Origin of the sequence: Streptomyces johnsoniae (assembly GCF_031845565.1) — a bacterium.
Classification (GTDB): domain Bacteria; phylum Actinomycetota; class Actinomycetes; order Streptomycetales; family Streptomycetaceae; genus Streptomyces; species Streptomyces johnsoniae.
The window spans coordinates 392,636-409,334 of sequence record NZ_JAVREV010000007.1 but is presented as its reverse complement, the minus strand read 5'-3'; the positions used below and the strand labels follow the sequence as shown (position 1 = coordinate 409,334).

Genomic DNA, 16,699 nt, shown 5'->3' with positions numbered 1-16,699 from the left:
GGTTCGCGGCAGGTGGTCGTCGATCTCCACGTAGAGTGCGGTGATGAGGGTGTCCAGGTCGGTCAGCACAACCGGATCTTGGACACCCTCACCTCATTCCCGCAGGACTTCGGCATAACTCGTCTAGTCCCGCCGACAGGGGAAGCGCTCCCCCGGACAAGGTGCGTGCCCTGCAACACACGCTCTACCGGGCGGCCAAGGCTGACCCCGGACGACGGTTCCACTCGCTCATGGACAAGATCCTCCGCAGGGATGTCCTATGGCGAGGGTGGGTAACGGTGCGCCGCAACGACGGCGCACCTGGTGTTGACGACATCACCTTGTCAGCCGTCGAGGAGTACGGGGTCGCCCGACTGCTCGACGAGCTGGCGACGGACATCAGAGAACGCAGATACCGGCCCCTTCCAGCACGGCGGGTCTTCATTCCGAAGCCCGGCCGGCCCACGGAGTCAAGGCCGTTGTCGATCCCTGCTGTCCGCGACCGGATCGTGCAGGCCGCTGTGAAGATCGTGCTTGAGCCGGTGTTCGAGGCGGACTTCCTGCCGTGCAGCTATGGGTTCCGCCCGAAGCGCTCGGCGCACGATGCCCTCCAGATTCTTATTGACGAATCCTGGCGGGGCCGCCGGTGGGTGGTTGAGACGGACATCGCCAACTGCTTCGAGGCGATCCCGATCGACAAGTTGATGCAGGCGGTCGAGGAACGCGTCTGCGACCAGTCCGTCCTCACACTGCTGCGGGTGATCCTGCGCGCGGGAGTGCTTCAGGACGGACAGGTCCACAGATCACCGACCGGAACACCCCAGGGCGGCGTGATCAGCCCCGCGCTTTGCAACGTCTACCTGCACCGGCTCGACCGGGCATGGACGGAGCGGGAACACGGTGTGCTGGTGCGTTTCGCCGACGACCTGGTGGTGATGTGCAAATCCCGCAGGCAGGCCGAAGCTGCGCTGGCGCGGCTTCGGGAACTGCTGGCCGAGCTCGGCCTGGAGCCGAAGGAAGCCAAGACACGGATCGTGCATCTGGAGGTGGAAGACGAGGGCTTTGTGTTCCTCGGCTTCCAGCACCGCCTGGTGCGCTCGTCCGCCTCTCGCGGGAAGCGCCCGGTCGAGTTTCTCGCCCGCTGGCCCGCGGACAAGGCCATGACCCGGGCCCGGGAGCGGGTCCGTGAGCTGACGGACCGGTCCCGGCTACGGGTGTCGGCGGATCTGGTGGTCCAGGAAGTGAACTGGTTCCTGACCGGATGGGCGGCGTACTTCAGGTACGGCAACTCCGCCCGCCGTTTCACCAAGATCCACACGTACACGCTGATGCGGCTGGCGCTGTTCATGAGCGCCAAGCACCACCGCCGACGCGTATACGGCTGGCACCTCGTGGCAGTGGCATCTCCCGACCACCTCGGGTTGGTCAACCTTGATGGAGCAGTCGTCGCCCCCAGACCCTTCCGGGACTGGCGGGGAAAGCCGAATGCCGGCGGTGAACGGCGTCGGTGAGCCGGGTGCGGGAGAACCGCATGCCCGGTTCGATGCGGCGGGGGCTGGAAACGGAGCAGATGTACTCTGCCACCGCGCCAGCCCTCGACCCTACATCCCAGCTCAGAAGGCACTCTCGCGTTCCCGCTCAAGATCCGGACAGCAGCCAAGTGAAACGCGCAGGTTAGCGCACGATCTGACACGGATGTTCCGACCGCCGCCAATTGCATCGGATGCGAACCCGCGACAGTCAGCGAACTTGCCCGGAGAGAGGGGGCAATCGCGCTGTGGACCTGCTGACTTGAGCGAGACTCTGGCGGTCACGCTACCCGCCACGAGGTCCTCGCTGTGAGCCGTACAGGGGGCTGACCTGTGGGCTCCGCTGGCGACCCGCATAGGATGCGGTTTTCTCGCATCTAATGCGAGTCACGGAAGGTGGTGAAGTGGTGGGGCTCAACGGGTCGATACCGGGGGTGGCGAGCCTGCACCTGGTCGACGGGGTCGCGCTGCTGCGGCCGGAGGAACAGGTCTTCGAGGCGATGCTGACCGGGTTCGCCAATCAGCAGCTCGCGCGGAATCTGGCCCGGACGACGGTGGAGGGCCGGGAGAACACGGTCAAGGCGTTCGCCGCCTACGTGAACACCTACCCCTGGCGCTGGACGCCGGCGATGGTCGACGAGTGGCTCGGTGACCTGCGCTCGCTTCGGAACTTGAAGCGCTCGACGATCCGCTCGTACTCCGAGGCCGTGCGGGCTTTCTGTCACTTCGTCACCGATCCGCTTTACGAGTGGTCGGCCACCTGCGAAGAGCGGTTCGGCACCCACCCGGTCCAGGTGGTGCACGAGTGGAACACCGCGGTGCACGTCCAGGACAACGAGTCGGACCCGAAGAAGCGCGCGTTCACCAAGACCGAACTGCACGCCTTCTTCGCGCACTGCGACGACGAAGTCGCACGCATCCGGGCCTTCGGTCGCAAGGGCTGGCTGCCCGCCTTCCGCGACGCAACCCTGTTCAAGACCGCCTACGCTTACGGGCTGCGGCGCAACGAGACGCGGATGCTGGACGCGGCGGACTTCGGCCGCAACCCGCACGGGAACGAGTTCGGCCAGTACGGCCGTTGCCAGGTCCGGTTCGGCAAGGCCAAGAAGGGCTCGCCGCCCAAGCGGCGCGGGGTACTGACCGTGTGGGACTGGACCCCGGACATCCTGGACGAGTGGTTCACCGAGGTCCGCCCGCTGTTCGGCACCGACAACAACCCGGCGGCCTGGCCCTCCGAACGAGGTCTGCGGATCGGCTGCCAGCGGCTCAACTCCCGCTTCATCGCCTACCGCAAGGCCCTCGGCCTGGACGACGGACTCGACTTCCACTCCTTCCGCAGGTCCTACGTCACCCACCTGATTGAGGACGGCTGGGACCCGCGCTTCGTCCAGGAGCAGGTCGGCCACGAGCACGCCAGCACCACCTCGCTCTACACCTGCGTCTCCTCGGACTTCCGTACCCGCACGCTGCGGCGGCACCTGGACTCCACCATTGCCGCCGCTCTCCAGACCCAGACCGGGAGGCAGGCATGAAACGCAAGGTCGGCTACACCTGGAGGCTGCGCGAGGTCATGGCCCAGCACCGGATTTTCACGGCCACCGAACTGGTGCCGCTGCTGCGCGAACGCGGCATCGAGTTGTCCGCCTCCCAGGTCCACCGCCTGGTCTCTGGCACCCCCGAACGCTTGTCGTTGCAGGTCATGGCCGCGCTTTGCGACATTCTGTCCTGCACTCCGGCCGACCTGGTGGCCACCACCGCCGAGAACGCCGGCGTCCGCAAGACCGCCACCGGCGACCTTCCCACCCCGCCCGCGAACGTCGCGAAGCTGCGGCCCCGCGCGGCCCGCATCCTGCCCGACGCATGACCCGCACCTACGCCACCGCCGAGCAGTACGAACGCTGGTTCATGGCCGAGTGCTGCCGCTGCGGCCTCCGCAGACACAAGGCCGGCACCTGGCCGGACGGGTACGTCTGCCGGACCTGTTCGGACCGCGCCGTCCGGACACGGGGCACCTGCCCGGGATGCAGCCAGGACCGGGCCCTTCCCGGGCTCCGCTCCGGCGACGGGGCCCCGATCTGCACCACATGCGCCGGCTTCTCCCAGACCTTCGACTGCTCACGCTGCGGCTTCGAGGGCAAGCTCCTGGGCGGTCGGCTCTGCGAACGCTGCACGCTTACCGACCGCCTCACCGCGCTCCTCGACGACGGCGCGGGCCGCGTCCGTCCCGCGCTGGTCCCGTTGTTCGACCTGCTGGTGACGATGGACAAGCCCGGAAGCGGACTGGCCTGGCTGGACATGCGCCGCGGACAGCTGGGCAACGCCTCGCGGCTGCTTCGCCGGCTCGGCCTCGGCGAGATCCCGCTGACCCACGACGCGTTCCACGAACTCCAGCCCTGGCGGGCGGCCTCTCACCTGGAAGAACTCCTCATGGCCTGCGGAGTCCTGCCCACAGTCGACAAGCACCTCTGTTCCCTCCAACGCTGGCTTCCCGGTCACCTGGCTGGCATCGCCGATCCCGAGCACGCCAAGACGATCAAGCTCTTCGCAACCTGGCACGTCCTCCCCGGGCTGCGGGCCCGCGCAGAGCGGAACCACATGACACCCAGCATCCGCCGCTTCGCCAGCGAACAGATCAAGTGTGCGACCGCCTTCCTGCAATGGCTCGGCGAGCGCAACACCACCCTCGCGTCCTGCGGCCAGGTCGACATCGACGCCTGGTTCGCCGAGAACGCCGAGCACGCTCGCACCCGCCTGAGAGGCTTCCTCAACTGGGCCATGCAGAGCCGGCACTGCCGACGTTCCTTGGTCATCCCAGCGATGAAAATCGCCCGTCGGCCCGCACTGAGCGAAGACGAACACCTCGCCGCCCTCGGCAGGCTTCTGACCAACACGGAGATACCCATGCGACTCCGCGTCGCCGGAGTCATCGTCCTCCTCTACGCACAACCGCTCAGCCGCGTCGTCCGGCTCACCCTCGACGACGTCATCCGCGACGGCGACACCGTGCTGCTACGACTCGGCGAACCACCCTCGCCTGTTCCCCCGCCGCTCGCCGCCCTGCTGCTGGAACACATCACGAACCGCGGCAACATGAACACCGCCACCAACCCGGCGTCCCGCTGGCTCTTCCCAGGACGCCGAAGCGGCCAGCCTCTCGGCCCCAACCACCTGTCCACGCTCCTGAACCAGGTCGGAATCCCGATCGCCGCCGCCCGCGGCGCCGCCATCCGCCAGCAACTCCTCGAACTGCCCGCACCCGTCGTCGCGGACGCTCTCGGCTACCACGACAAGACCACCAGCCGCCTCCTCAGAGAGACCGGTGAGACCTGGAGCCGATACGCCGCCGACGATCACACTCGGTCATCGGTGGGCTGGGTGCCTCGGGGAACTCGCGACAGTTGAAAACGCGAGCCCACCACCGAGGGCGGAGCTGCTCCAGCGCGTCCGCCGCGCGGGCCGCCAGATCGCCGCCCTACGCCTGGACTGGGACGACCGGTAGCACGGGGGTGCCGGAGGTGGCCGGCTGGCTTGCTCAGCGACTGGTCACCGAGCCTGCTCTTTGGCCTGGCGTTGTTCCGTGATTTCGTCGATGACTCTCAAGGTTCTGCGGGTGGTCAGGTGATCATCGCCGAGTACCCGAGCGCTCGTGCGTATGACCTTCCTCGCCAGCTTCTCTGCGGTGTCCAGTTCTCCGAGTCTGCCAAGAACCAAGGCCAGATTGCTGGTGACGGTCAGTGTGTCGGAATGCTTCTTACCAAGAGTCTTCCGGAACAGGGGGAGGATGCTCTCGAACACAGACCGCGCTTCCCCGTACCTGCGCATGCCAACCAGGCATCCGCCGAGCCTGTTTGCCAGGGCCAACGTGTGTGGATGGTCCTGGCCGAGGTGCCTTCTCCAATCTTCGTACACCGAGCCAGCGATCCGCCTGCCCAGATCACTTTGACCGGACGCGTAGAAGAACCGGATGACGCGAATGAGCAGCGCGCGGAACGGCTCCGACCTGTCGCTGCGGAAACGCTCCTGCCCCAAGAGGGTTCGCACGTACGTGGCGAGCTGCTGGTAGGCCTCCCACGCTGCCGGGTCGTCGGGATCGACGTCCCGCATGTCAGAGTCCAAGGCCAGCGCGGCGAGAAAGACCTCCTCGGCGCTAATGGAACGCGACCAGGTAGAGGAGGGTGGGGGCAGCCTGTGCTCCTCGTCGATTCGGCGGCGCAGACCCTCCCGGTAGGTGTCGCGATTCTCCTCCAGGGCCCACGAGCCGGGGCCAGCGAACACACCCGACGGATACGTCTCGAACGGGTGCCCGTTGTCATTGATGACGGTGGTTCCCTGCTGGCCCGCGCAGATCCAGTCCAGCTCCACCTGCCAGCAGACCTCCTCAGAACCGGCGGTGGCTGTGAACTTGAACTGCTCGATGTCGGTGGCGCTGATCGTGAATGGGAAGTCCGGACCGATCGGAAGTAACTGTGGCGAGTCCGTATCAAAGGGCGGAGGAGAGGACTTGACCGTGCTGAGATCCGCCTCGAAGTGCCGCATCGATGGCCGTGCCCCGATCAGGTCGGGGGCAGGCAAGTACGCCGGCCGCGGCAGCCGACGGGACAGCACTACTACCCGCGCAGCGCGGAGGACGACAGCCCGGACCGTCCGCGCCTCCAGAGTGACGATGTACGACAGGCCGCTGGGCGACATCCACCGCGGCGGGTCGGCGTCTACCGCCAACCAGGGACGGTCCTTTCGGTGCACCGTCACGATCACCGGGTCCTCCAACGCGCTCGGGCTGTCCGCCCCGCCGGCAGTGACGTGTACGCCGCCGTGGATCGTGCCCGCCTGAACGACGTTCTCGTAGTTGCCGTAGGCTATCTCGTTTCGGATACGAGATCGTTTTTCCTCATCGTTCACCTAGAGTGCTCCTCACTCTGAGCCTGCGTCGGGCCAGCGCACGCACCCTCCGACAGGATCACTGATGCTGATGTCCTGGCACCCGAGGAAGCGGGTCAGTCGCGGGGGCACAGCGAACGAGCGCACGTTCCTCTCATGCCGCCCGGCCTTCCTTCCCCGGTCCGTGCTCGGCCGCCGATCGACGGGCATCTGCTGTCGCGCATCAGGCATCTGAGCCGCCCTCGCCTCGGCAGAAATCTACCCGGCCGCCTGCCGACGACCCATCCCCCGGCAGGCGGGGGTCAGGCGAGGTTGTTGGAGCTGGTGGTGTCCCACCCGTCTTCGTGCTGGATGTAGCCGGCCGCTGATCTCACTCTCGGATTCGATCACGCGAAGCCACAGCACTTGAGGCAGGTGGAGCCGGCCTTGCCCTTGGGAAGATCCAGTCCCCGATACGCTGCTGGCGATCACACCCGGTCACCGGCGGGCTGGGGGCCTCGGGGAACCCGCGACAGTTGAATACGCGAGCCCACCAGTATCAGACCCCGATCAGCCTGCCGGAAGAGCCGACCCACATGACTTCCGCAGACACGATGAACCGAGACGTCGGCCTCGCCTTTGCGGGCCGGCCGCAGCAGCCGGACCCCCAGCTCGGCCAGCCGTTGTTCGAACTCGTGGCCGAAGTAGTTCTTATCGCCGATCAGCGTCTGGTCAGGGTGCTCTGCGGTGAGTTGGGTCTCGGCGTCGAGCAGGTCCAGCAGGGTCTCGCGTTCGTCGGCCTTGGCTCCGGTCAGCGCGAAGGTGATGGGTAGGCCGTGCAGTCCCCAGAAGTAACGCGTGTGTCTGGCGCAGTACCCGTACTGCGGGCCCACCCGGCCAGGTCGGAGCGCTTGACGGTCTCACGGGAATGGCCGCACTCAACCGGCGTGGAGTCCACGCCCCATACATCGTCGCTCCACAGCGTGGTGTCCCGGGCCGGCGTGCGGGCCACGTGGCGGACGAGGTCTACGCATTTGCGCAGGCGCTTTTTGCAGCCGGGCTGCTTGGGCAGGTAGGGGAAAAGGTGCCGCAGGTGGGCATGAGCGTGCCGGAGCCACCGTGCCTCGGAGGTGAAGCCGAGCATGGCCTGCATCATCGTCAGGGTCACCAGCTCGGCGTCGCTGAGCTGCGGCGCAATGCCAACGGCCAGCCGCCACGGCCCGAACTGCGGCGACCCCTTCAGCGCATCATCGGTCTTCACGTAGATCGCGGTCGCCAGGAAGTCCAATTCTGTCTCCACACACCGACATTGGATTCTCTCGCCTCGGTTGAGCAGGGATCGTGGCAATCCCGGCGTGGATATTTCCGATTACGGTGTCAGCACGATCCTGCCGAAGACCTCGCCCGCGTCCATTTTCTGGTGCGCCAGCACGGCTGCGTCCAGTGGCAGCACCTCGTGCACCACTGTTTCAATCTCGCCCCGGCTCGCTGCGGCGAACTGCTCGCTCCGCACGGCACGCCGGTCGGATCCGGTGACGGTGGCTGCGCTGAAAGAGGCAAAGGACATCGACTTCTGGAACGCCGCCATGATCTTTGTGCCGAAGTCCGCCGGTGGCTGGCCTGCGACAGCGCCCACGGCCACCATGCGGCCGTTCGGGTTGAGCCGGTCGAAGAACGACGGCATGTCCTTGCCGGCCACCACGTCGATGATGACGTCATACCCTGCGGGAACTGGTTCCTCTCCGCCGCCGGAGCGGTCCAGCACGTGGGTGGCGCCGAGGCGTCGCAGCTGCTCGCCGCGCTCGGCCGAGGAGGTGGTGACAGCCACTGCGGCGGCGCCGCCGTGAGCGGCGAGTTGCACGACCATGATCCCGATGCTTCCGGCCGCGCCACGCACCAGGACCGTCTCCCCGGGAGCGAAGTGGGCGTGGCGGAGCCCGAAGTGGGCCACCACGCCGGAACTGCCGAGTGTCACCGCATCGACCGCGGAGAGGTTCACGGGCAGGGGAACGATCTCTTCGACCGGTGCGAGGGCCTGTTCGACGTAGCCTCCGCCGGTGCCGGTGAAGGCCCACACCCGCTCGCCGATCCACGAGGCGTCGACGCCGTCACCGACCGCGGTCACGGTGCCCGCCACCTCGCTGCCTGGGATGTGGCCCTCCTTGAAGCCGTAGGCGGCCAGGGCCCCGCTTCGGATCACGGTGTCGACGCCACCGACGCCGACGGCGTCGGTGGCGATCACCACCTGTCCGGCAGCAGGTGTGGGAGCCGGCAGGTCGACAACAGCCAGACCTTCAGGACCCCCGTACGTCTGGATCGCGATTGCCTTCAACGTCGTCCCCATGTTCTTGGACCGATCAAGTGCGGTCGTGCTCAGTACCCGCCGCCGATCGCCGCCGATGGCGGGAGGGGTGCACGGCACGGTAGGGGTTGGGCTCCGGTGCTGTGCGCCCCGATGATCTCGGTGAGCTGCTACGTCTGGAACGCTAACGGACGCCCCCGTCCGTTTAGGTAAATTGAGAGCATGGTCGACCGTTTGCCTCATACTCTGCGTTCGGACGCGCTGGACAACCGCGAGCGCATCCTCGACGCGGCCCGAGCACTGTTTTCCGCCGACGGCCTGGACGTGCCGATGCGAGAGATCGCGCGGTGCGCGGGGGTCGGACCTGCCACCTTGTATCGTCACTTTCCGACCAAGCAGGTGCTGGCCACCGAAGCCTTCGCGGACCAGCTGCGCGCCTGTCGCACCATCGTCGACGACGGGTGCGCCGATCCCGATCCGTGGCGTGGCCTGTGCCTGGTGATCGAAAAGATCTGTGAGCTGCACGCGCGGGATCGGGGTTTCAGCGAAGCCTTCATGTCGACCTTTCCAGGGGCGCCGGATGTCGCGGACCGTGAGTACACGATGAAAGCGCTCGCCGGACTGGCTCAGCGGGCCAAAGACGCAGGGCACCTGCGGTCCGATTTCATCCTGGACGACCTCATTCTCATCCTCATGGCCAACAAGGGGATCCACACGAGATCGACCGACACCCAGGTCATGGCCTCCCGACGCTTCGCTGGGTTGGCGATCCAGGCGTTCGAAGCCTGCCCTCAGCAAGCACCACTACCACCAGCGGCACGACTGGTATCCGCAGCACCGGACAGCGCCTGACCGTGGGCGAGCGGTATCCACGCTCGACCCACGAACCACTGACGTTTTCTCAGCCGAGTTCATTTCCATGAGGTGTTGAGGACGAGTGCGGCTTTGGCGATGGCTCCGATGCGGGAGGGGCTGATCGTGACGTGCTGGAGTGCCCGCCAGCGTTGTTTGAGTTCCGCCGCTGCGCGTTCGCCCAGGGCCCGGATACCCCGCAGCAGCCGGTTGTGGGTGCGGTTGTCCGCGGCGAGTGGGGAGGAGATGTCGGGGTGCGGGCGGAAGGGCGTGTGGATACCGATGCCGGCCCCGGTGTAGCCCACATCAGCCAGGGTCGGCAGGCTGTCGCGGGCGGCCGGGTACAGGGCGGGCAGGGCGTGGATGCGGGCGGCGGTCAGGTCGTGCACCGATCCGGGCTCGACGTCGGAGACCCACAGGGGAGTGCCGTCGGGTGCGGCGATGAACTGCACGTTCCCCGCGAAGTGCTTGGCCTTCCCGGAGTACCACAGGTCGTTGCCCTTCTCGGTGGTCCCCGCCACACGGTCGCAGGCGACGAGCGTGCCGTCCAGGACCACATGGGTCATCCCCTCCGCGTGGCAGCGCCGCAACACCTCGTGCAGGTCCGGGGCCTGGCTGGCGAGGACGTCGATGCCTTCGTGTAGGTAGCGGTAACCGGTGGCCTGCGATATCCCGGCGTCACGGGCCAGGCAGTGCACGCACCCGGCCTCGCGGAACCAGCGCAGCACCAGCATCGCCTGTCGGAAAGGGCCCAGCACGCGGGAGCTCTTCGGGGGGCCGATCCGGCGGCGGTGTCCGGTCAGCAGCCGGGCCAGGTACTCCACCACGTGGCGCGGGACATCGAGCATGGCAGCATAGGGGATCAACGTGAAGCCTCTGGTTCAGCGGACGATCTTGTGGTGAGAACCGTCCTATCAGGGGCTTTACGTCTGTCCATACCCGGGCCATCACTGTCCGATCCGGTCTGCGGTGCCCAGATCAACCCGCTTCGCGAAGATCATTTCGCTGAGAAAACGTCACTGAGCCTTTCCGGGCGAGGCAGTGGCTGGCTGCCTGAGATTCGGCCCTGCCAAGATCAGGTTCCAGCAGCAGGGCGGCTGTCCTTCTCCGGAAAAGGGTGCCTGAAAAGCGCGGGGTGTCGCGGACCAAAACGATCGGCGGCTGAACGCTGACCCGGTCGGAGCGCCGCCCGAGCGGTCAGCTGATATCGACGAAGAAGCCGTCATCAGGGCCGTCGATCACCCGGTCCTTGTCGTGGAACTGTGCGAGGAACGTGCGCGCATTACTGTTTTCGGTGCTCAGAGGGGGCAGTGCCGAGCGGTGTTGGGGACGGGCGGGTCCTACCCGCCGTCGGCATAGCGTGTTGCTGCGCATCTTTTCCAAAGCTCTTTCCTGCGCGGTACTGCGGGAATCCGACGTGGGCCGGGGATGGCGCGCCACCGGTGGCGGGACAAGTTCGATATGGGGTCTGTGTGCAGTTGCCGCCAGATCGCCAGGGCTTGTGCCGTCTCCGGTGTCCACGGTCAACGTGTGCGCGAACGAGCCGAGCGCGCGTATCTGGTCGCAGATTGCGCGAATAGGTGTATTTCGTCGCGGAGTCCGGCCCGGCGGATCGCGGTCGTGCGGGCGCCCTGCACCACGGTCGCCCCGGCTGGTGCGGCCGGTGGGCTCGGCGACCTGGGCCAGCGGTCCAGCGGTCCAGCAGTCCGTGTCCGCGGCGAGGGCGACGGCGGCGATGACGTGAAGCGGGCCTGGGGGGCGACGGGTGTTCCTGCCGCAGTCGAAGCGGTGGAGGGCCGAGGGGCGGCGGGCGGGCCTACCGGACCGGGCGGAAGCCGGTCGTGATGCCGAAGGTGAAGGCGAAGGCGGCCAGGTCCAAGTCGGCCGTCGCGCGGGCGCGCGGCATCTGCTCCACCAGGTAGCCGAAGAGGTGCACCGCGGCGCCCCGGTCCGACCTGGCCTACTCGGCGACTAGTTGACTATTCAATGACCTGTGCCCTAATCTGGTTGACGCGTCAACCAAACGATGTGGGGTCGCCAGGTGGTCAGCCCGCATGTGGGCTCGCTGCAGGCTTCGAAGCTTCAGAAAGGGAATCCCATGAGCACTGAGAACAAGGCCGGACTCAACGCGCTGCTGACGCCCGAGGAGAGCGTTCTCGTACTGATCGACCACCAGCCGTTCCAGTTCGCCAACCTGCACAGCCACGAACCGGCGATGGTTGTCAACAACGTCGTCGGACTCGCCAAGGCCGCCAAGGTGTTCGACGTCCCGACGATTCTGACGACCGTTCTGGAGGACCGCGGCGGCCTTCTCATCCAGGGTGTGCAGGACGTGTTCCCGGAGCAGAAGCCGATCAACAGGACTCTCATCAACACCTGGGAGGACGAGCGCGTCGTGGATGCCGTCAAGGCGACCGGACGCAAGAAGCTCATCGTGGCCGGTCTCTGGACGGAGGTCTGTGTGGCGATGCCGGCCATACAGGCGGCGGGCGAGGGCTTCGAGGTCTTCGCCGTCACCGACGCCTCGGGCGGTGCCTCGAAGGAGACACACGACATGGCCGTGCGGCGCATGGTCCGGGCGGGCGTGGTTCCGATCACCTGGATGGCCGTAATGAGCGAGTGGCAGCGCGACTGGGCCCGCGAGAAGACCATTCAGGGCGTCACCGAGGTCATGCTTCAGCACACCGGTGCCACCGGTGTGGCGTTCGCCTGGGAGACACAGCTCCTCGCCGGGGGGCGTGCCGGAGGCGGCGCCTGACGTGACTGCCGCGCCGGCTCCCTCGCGGACAACAGCCGGTCGGCCCGTCTCGCCCATATGAAATCTGGCGCGAGGACTCAAACAGTCGAGGCGGACTGCTCGGCCGCCAGGTCGAGTTCGTCCGCTGCGACGACCAAAACGGCTGATCGCAGAGGACGACGTGGATCTCGTCATCGGCGTCAACAACGCCCTCATATCCGAGACTACGGAATGCCGCACTCGCGAGAGGGTTCTTCGCTCTCGTGGCGGAGCAGATACCCCGGCCGGAAACCGCCGAGGCGAACGCCGAGGCGAACGCTGTGAAGTACGGCATCAAGGTCGGTCGGCGGTGCCACGATCGGTCCGCAGAACGCGACGGTGTGCCGGCCGCTTGCCGATGTCCGCGACCGCCGAGGCGAACTACGCCTCGCCCCGGCCTCGGTGCGGGCCCGGATCTTGATCAGCTCGGCCACGGCACCGGCGTCGGCACCGTACCTGCGACTGCCGGAGCGATCCCGCTCCGGCAGTGCCGCACCGCACGCACCGTCATCCCGGCGTACGACGCCCAGGACCTGATCAATGAGAAGTCGCCTGGCCGGCCGGGCCTTGTGCGGTCCGGATGATCTGGAGCACCGGTGGGGGCCTTCCGCACTTGGCGAACGCGCCCAAGGCCAGTACGGTCGCGGATGGTTCACACCGGTGACTCAGTGCGGCCAGACTCCGGTGAGGTCGCTCGTCGGGACAAGGTGGGGGTATGCGGATACGTGTCGGAGGGAACGAAAGTGGTGACGGCGGCGCGGAGTTGACTGGGCGCTTCGCTGACTGGCTGGCCAGGGACCGGAGCGTGGGCAGACACGTGACGATGACCCGCGAACGGTCGGCCACCGCGGACGGGGGGATGTCCGGAGATCTCCTGGAGTGGATCGGCCTGACCCTGAGCACGGGCTTCTCGGCCGCCGGCCTGATCTACTCCCACCTGAACTTCCGCGCCTCACTCCCGCCCCGCCAGCGGCCCGGTGCGCAGATGGTGGTCGAGCACAACGGCGTCCGGCTCGTGATCGAGGAAGGCAGCGCGGAGGACGCCGCGCGGCTCGTTCGCCTCCTGGGCACCACGACTGCCACCCCCGGCGGCGACGCCGCCGGCCGCGCGGGGTCGGTGGACGGGGAGGACACGGGCGAGGGCGCCGGTGGCGATTCCTGATCCGCGCAAGAGCCGGGCAGTGGTGGTCGGGATCGGCGACTACGCGCACGACGACCTCGCCACCATGCCGGCGGCGGCGACCGGTGCGAGCCACCTGGCTGGTCTCCTGCGTGACCTGTCGGTCTGGGGGCTCCCGCAGGACCACGTGACGGTCCTGGGCGCCGAGACCTCGGGCGTACGGATTCTGACAGCGGTCAAGGACGCCGCGGTGGCCACCGAGGAAACGCTGCTGGTGTACTTCGCCGGGCACGGGCTGCGCGACCTCGGCGGGCACCTGTACCTCGCCCTGGCGGACGCCGATCCCGACTACCCGCAGCTCGGCACCCTGCCGTACCTGCAACTCCGCGACCTGATGCGCCAGAGCGGTCACCGCGCCAGGCACCGCGTGACCGTGCTGGACTGCTGTTACAGCGGCATCGCCGGCGGAATGTCCCCCACCGCGGCTCCCAGCCGTGACGAGCTGGCCCACGCGCTGGACGAACGTGCCCACGCGAACGGCGCGGACGAGGAGGAACACGGGCAGGGCGAGGACGGTCACGGGGACGGCCACGGGGACAGTTACGGGGACTGCGTCCTGACCTCGGCGCCGGCGGAGAGCCGTTCTTTCGTGCGCCCCGGCGCGTCGTTTCCCGAGTTCACGGGTGAACTGATCACCACGTTGGGGGCGGGCATCACCGGAGCCGGGTCGCTGATCAGCCTGGAGAGCACCTGGCTGCGCGTTCGTGATCGCATGCGGAGCCGCGGCAGCCCTGAGCCACAGCACTTCGCGCAGAACAACGCCACACGCCACATCCACTTCCACAACCGCGCCACCCGCGAACGTCGCGCCTCAGAGCCGGGCCCCGGCACGTCCGCCGCGCATCTCGCGGCTCTGGCCGCTGCCGAACGCGCCGCCCGCGCGGTCCCGGACGTCCTCGGCCGGATGCGGCTGCTGGCCGAGATCGCGGGCGCGACGGCCAGGGTCGCCCCCGATCGGGCCGGGCAATTCGCCGACGAGGTCATACGGGCCGGTCGCGAAACCACCGACCCCACCCAACGCGCGCTCCTCATGGCCAAGGCCGCCACCAGCCTGGTCGCGCTCGACCCGGCACGCGCGCGACGTCTCGTGGACGAGGCCGAGTCCACCATCCAGGGCCTGGCGGAACTCCCCACGAGGGCGTCAGGTCTGGCGAGCCTGGCCGATGCGTTGGCTGCCACCGACCGTGACCGGGCGACCTGGCTCGTGGAGGAGGCGGAGGAGGTCATCGACAGCCTCCCCAACTCCCGCGACAAGGGGGACCTCCTGCGCAGGCTGTCCTATTGCGGAGTGCTGGACGACACGCCGGAATGGCGTCAGCGCCTCGTGGCGGAGGCCGAGAACCTTCGCGACGCCGACCGCTACAGCGACGCGTTCGACGAGGCCTCGCGCCGTTCATCACGGGACGCGCTCCTGGCCGACGAAGCCAGGGCCACCGCCGACCTGCAGCGGCGAGTGGAGAAGCTGGTGAGAGTCGCGAAGGACCTGGTCGAGCACAAACACCACCATCAGGCGTTGGAACTGCTGGAGGAAGCCGCGCAGACCATCCCGCAGGTCAGCCACCGGAAGAGGGAGATGGCGCTGTACGACCTCACGGGCGCGCTGCCCCGTGGTGTCGGCTGGGCGGCCAGGACCAGCCCTGACCGTGTCATCGCCCTGCTGGCACGGGCACGACGACTCGTCGACGACCTCAACGACGACGACGATCGGGCCGACCGGCTGGAGGATCTCGCGAAGGCCCTGAGCGATGTCGCGTGGCACCTGGCCGACACGGACCCCCGGCGAGCGGTCGATCTCATCCGCCAAGCCCAGGGCATCATTCCCCACCTCGCCGGCTCTCGGCAACGCGCCCTCGGGGATCACGTCGCGCTGGCGCTGGTCCAAGTGGGCAAGGGCCTCGTCCCGGTCGACGCCGAGCGAGCGGTGGAACTCGCCCACGAGGCGTGGGGCATCGCCAGTTCACAGGGCGACGGCTTGCAGAAGCAGTGGGTGTCGCGCGACGCCGTCGAGGTGCTGGCGCAGGCCGGTGGTCACCTGGCCGGAGCCAGCCCGAGTCGGGCCGAGGCACTTATCCGGGAGGCCGAATCGCTCGCCCACGTCCTTCCCGAGCAGGAGAGGACGCGTGGTCTGCGCGCTGTCGCGGAGGCGCTGGCCAAGGCCGGGGAAGCGGTCGCGGGCACGCGTCCCGACCGAGTGGACACCTTCGTCCGGGAGTCCGAACGCATGGCCCTCGGACTTCCGGGCACAGAGGCGAAATGGCCCCTGTCCGCCATCGCCAGAGCACTGGCCACCGCCGGAAAAGCCGTGGCCGGAAGGGACCCTGACCGGGCGATCCGGTACGCCCGCGAAGCCGAACGCGTCATCCGCATATCGCCGGACGGAAAGGAGCACAAGGACCTCGACCTGTCGCGGATCATGGACCTCCAAGTCGAGATCGTCACCCACCGACCGGCCCACGCGGACAGAGCCGGAAGAACCGCGGAACGCTTCACCGACGACATGCGCAGAGCGCACGCCCTGTACAGGCTGGTGAAGGCGCTCGTCCCCGTCGACACCGAGCGTGCCGAGCCCCTTGCCCAGACCATCACCGACCCTCTCTGGAAGGCGCTCGCCCTGGTCGAGATCTTGCGGGCCCACACCGCGAGTTGACCACCCGGCACGTGCCGGTCGACGTTCACATGGGGCGATCAGTTAATCGCTGGGGCCCGAAAGCGCTCTCGTGTACGGTACCCGGATGGCTTCTCGGCCCACCCTGCTGCCGCGCTCGGCCCCGGCCGCCTCGGGGGTGTCGTCCCGTTCGATCACCGCGCTGCTGGACCGGCTCGAAGCGCAATCCGTCGAGTGTCACTCCATCATGGTCGTACGCCACGGTCACGTCGTCGCCGAAGGCTGGTGGGCGCCGTACTCGGCCGAGCGCCCGCACCTTCTCTACTCGCTGACCAAGTCGTTCACCTCGGTCGCCGTGGGGCTCGCGATCGCCGACGGGCTGCTCTCGCTGGACGATCGGATGGTGGACGTGTTGCCCGACCACGTTCCGGCCGGCATCTCGGCGCAGGGACGCCGCCTCACCGTTCACCACCTGCTGTCCATGACGGCCGGACATCGTACGGACAGCCTCGCCGAAGCATGGGAACGGGAACCGGGCGACCTGGTGAAGGGCTTCCTGCGCGTACCGTTCCCCGAGGCCGAGGGGACACGGCATGCCTACGACAATCCGACCACCTTC

General features: G+C 67.8%; 12 protein-coding genes and 2 pseudogenes. 9 read left to right on the top strand and 5 right to left on the bottom strand.

The window, feature by feature from the left end:
• The first annotated feature begins 230 nt into the window (after positions 1-230).
• The 4 genes from ltrA (at position 231) to RM779_RS15860 (ending at position 4,910) form a co-directional block, all read left to right on the top strand.
• The gene (gene ltrA, locus RM779_RS15875; protein ID WP_311618343.1) at positions 231-1,490 is read left to right on the top strand and encodes a group II intron reverse transcriptase/maturase; all 1,260 of its coding nucleotides are present in this window, start codon (positions 231-233) and stop codon (positions 1,488-1,490) included.
• 422 nt (positions 1,491-1,912) lie between these two features.
• A complete protein-coding gene (locus tag RM779_RS15870; protein ID WP_311618342.1) occupies positions 1,913-3,040 on the top strand; it encodes a tyrosine-type recombinase/integrase in 1,128 nt (375 codons plus the stop codon).
• The gene (locus tag RM779_RS15865) at positions 3,037-3,372 is read left to right on the top strand and encodes a helix-turn-helix domain-containing protein (protein WP_311618341.1); all 336 of its coding nucleotides are present in this window, start codon (positions 3,037-3,039) and stop codon (positions 3,370-3,372) included. Before RM779_RS15870 ends, RM779_RS15865 begins: the two co-directional genes overlap by 4 nt.
• Positions 3,369-4,910, top strand: a complete 1,542-nt coding sequence (locus RM779_RS15860; protein WP_311618340.1) for a hypothetical protein — start codon at positions 3,369-3,371, stop codon at positions 4,908-4,910. The genes RM779_RS15865 and RM779_RS15860 overlap by 4 nt, the downstream gene beginning before the upstream one ends.
• Before the next feature lie 141 nt (positions 4,911-5,051).
• On the opposite strand, the gene RM779_RS15855 is transcribed toward RM779_RS15860, so the two are convergent.
• From RM779_RS15855 to RM779_RS15845, 3 genes and pseudogenes are all read right to left on the bottom strand, one after another.
• Positions 5,052-6,407: a tetratricopeptide repeat protein gene (locus RM779_RS15855; protein WP_311618339.1), complete on the bottom strand. Its 1,356-nt coding sequence runs from the start codon at positions 6,405-6,407 to the stop codon at positions 5,052-5,054.
• Positions 6,408-6,997: 590 nt separating this feature from the next.
• Positions 6,998-7,665 (bottom strand): annotated as a pseudogene (locus RM779_RS15850) (transposase); the annotation flags it as partial.
• 69 nt (positions 7,666-7,734) lie between these two features.
• On the bottom strand, positions 7,735-8,697 hold the full coding sequence (locus tag RM779_RS15845; RefSeq protein ID WP_311618352.1) for a zinc-binding dehydrogenase: 963 nt from the start codon (positions 8,695-8,697) through the stop codon (positions 7,735-7,737).
• Positions 8,698-8,889: 192 nt separating this feature from the next.
• Here RM779_RS15845 and RM779_RS15840 point away from each other — a divergent pair, with 192 nt between their 5' ends.
• Entirely contained in the window at positions 8,890-9,519 is a 630-nt protein-coding gene (locus RM779_RS15840; RefSeq protein ID WP_311618338.1) for a TetR/AcrR family transcriptional regulator, read from the top strand.
• A gap of 59 nt (positions 9,520-9,578) precedes the next feature.
• Here the strand turns inward: RM779_RS15840 and RM779_RS15835 are convergent, their stop codons facing one another.
• Complete coding sequence (locus tag RM779_RS15835) at positions 9,579-10,385, bottom strand: transposase family protein (protein WP_311618337.1); 807 nt, start codon at positions 10,383-10,385, stop codon at positions 9,579-9,581.
• A gap of 331 nt (positions 10,386-10,716) precedes the next feature.
• Entirely contained in the window at positions 10,717-11,040 is a 324-nt protein-coding gene (locus RM779_RS15830) for a hypothetical protein (RefSeq protein ID WP_311618336.1), read from the bottom strand.
• Positions 11,041-11,617: 577 nt separating this feature from the next.
• Between RM779_RS15830 and RM779_RS15825 the strand changes: the two genes are divergently transcribed.
• The 4 genes and pseudogenes from RM779_RS15825 to RM779_RS15810 all read left to right on the top strand — a co-directional run.
• The gene (locus RM779_RS15825) at positions 11,618-12,277 is read left to right on the top strand and encodes a hydrolase (RefSeq protein ID WP_311618335.1); all 660 of its coding nucleotides are present in this window, start codon (positions 11,618-11,620) and stop codon (positions 12,275-12,277) included.
• 733 nt (positions 12,278-13,010) lie between these two features.
• Positions 13,011-13,457 (top strand): effector-associated constant component EACC1, encoded by a 447-nt coding sequence (locus tag RM779_RS15820; protein WP_311618334.1) that lies wholly within the window; start codon positions 13,011-13,013, stop codon positions 13,455-13,457.
• A complete protein-coding gene (locus RM779_RS15815; RefSeq protein WP_311618333.1) occupies positions 13,444-16,122 on the top strand; it encodes a caspase, EACC1-associated type in 2,679 nt (892 codons plus the stop codon). The genes RM779_RS15820 and RM779_RS15815 overlap by 14 nt, the downstream gene beginning before the upstream one ends.
• A gap of 85 nt (positions 16,123-16,207) precedes the next feature.
• Positions 16,208-16,642, top strand: a pseudogene (locus tag RM779_RS15810) (serine hydrolase domain-containing protein); the annotation flags it as partial.
• Positions 16,643-16,699: the final 57 nt, after the last annotated feature.